Origin of the sequence: Paracoccus binzhouensis (assembly GCF_016446475.1) — a bacterium.
GTDB lineage: Bacteria > Pseudomonadota > Alphaproteobacteria > Rhodobacterales > Rhodobacteraceae > Paracoccus > Paracoccus binzhouensis.
This window is the reverse complement of the sequence record NZ_JAEHFP010000193.1, coordinates 1-4151: the sequence shown is the minus strand read 5'-3', so window position 1 is coordinate 4151 and position 4151 is coordinate 1. Positions and strand designations below refer to the sequence as shown.

At 68.4% G+C, this 4151-nt stretch carries 3 protein-coding genes; 1 reads left to right on the top strand and 2 read right to left on the bottom strand.

All coding sequences use genetic code 11. The features are described from left to right. Together I9P22_RS23430 and argS are read right to left on the bottom strand one after the other, a co-directional pair. On the bottom strand, window positions 1-816 hold an 816-nt coding region (locus tag I9P22_RS23430; RefSeq protein ID WP_199262582.1), incomplete at its 3' end, for an SPOR domain-containing protein. A gap of 68 nt (window positions 817-884) precedes the next feature. Further along, on the bottom strand, window positions 885-2630 hold the full coding sequence (gene argS, locus I9P22_RS23425; RefSeq protein ID WP_199262580.1) for an arginine--tRNA ligase: 1746 nt from the start codon (window positions 2628-2630) through the stop codon (window positions 885-887). Between the two features lie 281 nt (window positions 2631-2911). Here argS and I9P22_RS23420 point away from each other — a divergent pair. Next, a partial coding sequence (locus I9P22_RS23420; RefSeq protein WP_199262578.1) for a DEAD/DEAH box helicase occupies window positions 2912-4151 on the top strand: 1240 nt, incomplete at its 3' end.

Genomic DNA, 4151 nt, shown 5'->3' with positions numbered 1-4151 from the left:
CGGCGCGGCATCGCTGGCAACCACGGGGGCCGCGGCCAGACGACGCGGGCGCGGTGCCGGCCGGGCCGATTGCGCGATGGCGCTGGCGGCGGGCACCGCGCCGGCCTCGGCCAGGGCGTTCGAGATCGCCACGTCCCGGGTCTCGTTGCCGGCCAGATCGGTCACCACCTCGTTGACCGAGGCCTCGGCGGCCGGGGCGTCCGAGATCACCGCGTTCTCGACGGCATCGGGGGCATCGGGGGCGGCCTCGCCATCGGGGCGGGCGATGACGCGGGCGGTATCCTCGGCCAGCGGCAGTTCGACAGCGTGCGAGGGCTCCTGCGCGGTGGCGCCGAATTCGCCCATCGGCAGGTCCTGCCCGGTCAGCGGCGTGGTCGAGGGCGCAATGGCAACGCGATCGACGGCGGCCGGTTCATCGCCGGCGGCGACGGTGTTCACCGCCAGGCCGGTGCGCTCGGTCAACTCTCCGCCCGGATTGTCGGGGGCGGTGCGGGCCTCACCCTCGATGGCGCGGATCACCGGCACGCCCGAGACGTCGCGCACCACCAGCTTGAAGCCCCAGACCGCCAGGATCACGATCAGCCCGACCGAAACCAGCGCGCCCAGGTAATGCGTCAGCCGCGACAGCCGTCCCAGAAGCGAGGGCGATTCGGCCAGCGATTCGGCATGGGTGTCATAGGCGGGGTCGTCCCAGCCTTCCTCTTGCCAATCGTCCCGATAGCCCTGATGGCCCTGGCCATGGGGATAGTCATGCGACAGCCTGCCCGGCTGCGACCCTTCAAACCCGCCCGAGGAGCGGAAATCCACTACCGTCATTCCTGCCTGCCTGCCGGTTGTTCCGACGCTGCTCGTTTATCTGCTCGTCCCCGGCAGGGCGGCTTTTTTCAGCGCATTTCCTTGGCCGGAGTCACCCCCAAGATACCAAGACCGGCCGAAATGACAACGCCAACGGACCGCGCCAGCGCGATTTTCGCCGCCGTGGCCGCCGCATCGCCCTCTTGCAGGAAGCGCAGCGCCGGCTCGTCATTGCCGCGGTTCCACAGCGAATGCAGCTCGGAGGCGATGTCATAGAGGAAAAAAGCGATCCGGTGCGGTTCATGGGCACGGGCGGCGATTTCGACGGTGCGTGGCCATTCTGCAACTTTCCTGGCCAGATCCAGCTCGGCCGGATGCGAAAGCCGGGCCAGATCTGCGCCGGCCAAGGCCACGTCCGAGACGTCCACGCCCTGCCCCGCCGCCTTGTTCAGCACCGAATTGATCCGGGCGCTGGCATATTGCACATACCAGACCGGGTTGTCCTTGGACTGTTCCAGCACACGCGCGAAATCGAAATCCAGCGCCGCGTCGTTCTTGCGCGTCAGCATGTGGAAGCGGGTGACATCGGCGCCCGCCTGCTCGACCACATCGCGCAGCGTGACGAAGGTGCCGGCACGCTTGGACATCTTGAAGGGCTCGCCGTTCTTGAACAGCCTGACCAGCTGGATCAGCTTGACGTCCAGCGGCACGCGGCCGTCCGACAGCGCCCGGACCGCCGCCTGCATGCGCTTGACATAGCCGCCATGGTCGGCGCCGAACACGTCGATCAGCTCGTCGAAGCCGCGGTCGATCTTGTCCCAGTGATAGGCGATGTCGGGGGCGAAATAGGTCCAGGAGCCGTCCGACTTCTTCACCGGCCGGTCCACGTCATCGCCATGCGAGGTCGAGCGGAAGAGCGTCTGCTGGCGCGGCTCCCAATCCTCGGGGGTCTTGCCCTTGGGCGGTTCCAGAACGCCCTCGTAGATCAGGCCCTGCTGGCGCAGCCGCTCGATGGCGGCTTCGATGCGGCCGGTGCCGTAAAGCGCCTTCTCGCTGGAAAACACGTCCATGTGGACGTTCAGCAGCGCCAGGTCGGCGCGGATCATGTCCATCATCGCCTCGGTGGCGAAGGCGCGCACCTCGGCCAGCCATTCGCTTTCGGGCTTCTCCAGCAGGCTGGTGCCGTATTTCGCCTTCAGCGCCTCGCCCACCGGGATCAGATAGTCGCCGGGATAGAGCCCCTCGCGGATCTCGGGCTCCAGCCCGTTGGCCTCGCGGTAGCGCTCATAGGCAGAACGCGCCAGCACGTCGACCTGGGCGCCGCCGTCGTTGATGTAATATTCGCGGGTGACGTCATGGCCCGAGAAATCCAGAAGCGCCGCCAGCGCATCGCCGAAGACCGCGCCGCGGGTATGGCCGACATGCATCGGCCCGGTCGGGTTGGCGCTGACGAATTCGACGTTGATCCTGCGCCCCCGCCCCATGTCCGAGCGGCCGTAATCCGCGCCCTCGGCCAGCGCGGCGCGCAGAACACCCTGCCATTCGGCCGGCGCAAGCCGCAGGTTCAGGAAGCCCGGCCCCGCCACCTGGACCTCGGTGATGCGCGGATCGGCGGCAAGGCGGGCGGCCAGTGCCTCGGCGATGTCGCGCGGCTTCTTCCCGGCGGGCTTGGCCAGCACCATCGCGGCATTGGTCGCCATGTCGCCATGCGCGGCGTCCCGCGGCGGCTCGACCGTCACATGGGCGGTGTCGAGGCCCGCGGGCAGCGCGCCCGCCTGCTCCATCTGCGCCAGCGCATCGAGGACCAGCGCGCGGATATCCGAGAATAGGTTCATGGCTTCCATCCGTAAGATCGCGTCGGGATAGCGCCTGCCCAAGGGGGCCGTCAACCGCACCGCGACGCCCGCCAAACCGGCCCTGCCGCATGAAAACCTCGCATCAGATTGACGCAGAGCGGGTTTTCGGCTAGGTCCGCGCTGTCTGCATCCGGCAGGCAAGGCGAGGGGCGTGCGGAAATTGCGTCCCGAACCGCCGCGAAATCCCGGACTCCGGGACGGGCGGCGATGGACGCAAGCACGGCGCGGGCTGGCCCCGCGCATTGATACGAAAGCCCTGAATGACCAAGTTTTCCGATCTGAAGCTGGACCCCAAGGTTCTGAAAGCCATCGCCGAGGCGGGGTATGAAACCCCGACTCCGATCCAGGCTGGGGCGATTCCCCCGGCGCTGGAAGGCCGCGACGTTCTGGGCATCGCCCAGACCGGCACCGGCAAGACCGCCAGCTTCACCCTGCCGATGATTACCCTGCTGGGCCGCGGCCGGGCGCGGGCGCGGATGCCGCGCAGCCTGGTGCTGTGCCCGACCCGCGAACTGGCCGCCCAGGTGGCCGAGAATTTCGACATCTATGCCAGGCATACCCGGCTGACCAAGGCGCTGCTGATCGGCGGCGTCAGCTTCGGCGAACAGGACAAGCTGATCGACCGCGGCGTCGACGTGCTGATCGCGACGCCCGGCCGGCTGCTGGATCATTTGGAGCGCGGCAAGCTCCTGCTGACCGGCGTGCAGATCATGGTGGTGGACGAGGCCGACCGGATGCTCGACATGGGCTTCATCCCCGACATCGAGCGCATCTTCCAGCTGACGCCCTTCACCCGCCAGACGCTGTTCTTCAGCGCCACCATGGCGCCCGAGATCGAGCGCATCACCGACACCTTCCTGCACGCACCCGAGCGCATCGAGGTCGCGCGCCAGGCCACCGCCAGCGAGACCATCACCCAGAAGCTGGTCGAGATCACCCCGACACGCCGCGACCAGACCGCCAAGCAGAAGCGCGAGCTGCTGCGCGCCCTGATCCGGGCCGAGGGCGAGGGGCTGAAGAACGCCATCATCTTCTGCAATCGCAAGACCGAGGTGGACATCGTCGCCAAGTCGCTCAAGGCGCATGGTTTCGACGCCGCGCCAATCCATGGCGACCTGGACCAGCGCCACCGCATGGCGACGCTGGACGGGTTCCGCGAAGGCACGCTGCGCTTCCTCATCGCCTCGGACGTGGCGGCGCGCGGGCTGGACATCCCGGCGGTCAGCCATGTCTTCAACTTCGACCTGCCCAGCCATGCCGAGGATTACGTCCACCGCATCGGCCGCACCGGCCGCGCCGGACGCCAGGGCACCGCGATCTCGATCGCCACGCCCGCGGACGAGAAATATCTCGGCGCCATCGAATCGCTGGTCAAGCAGAGCCTGCCGCGCGCGCCGGTGCCCGAGGGCTTCACGCTGTCCTCGGCCGCCCATGACGCGCCGCGCCCCGCGCGCGAAAGCGGGCGCCGCGAACGCGGCCGCGACCGGGATCGCCGCGGCC

Bases quoted from the DNA above. Each gene is read 5' to 3' on its own strand.
- argS (WP_199262580.1), bottom strand. From the start codon at position 2,630: ATGAACCTATTCTCGGATATCCGCGCGCTGGTCCTCGATGCGCTGGCG.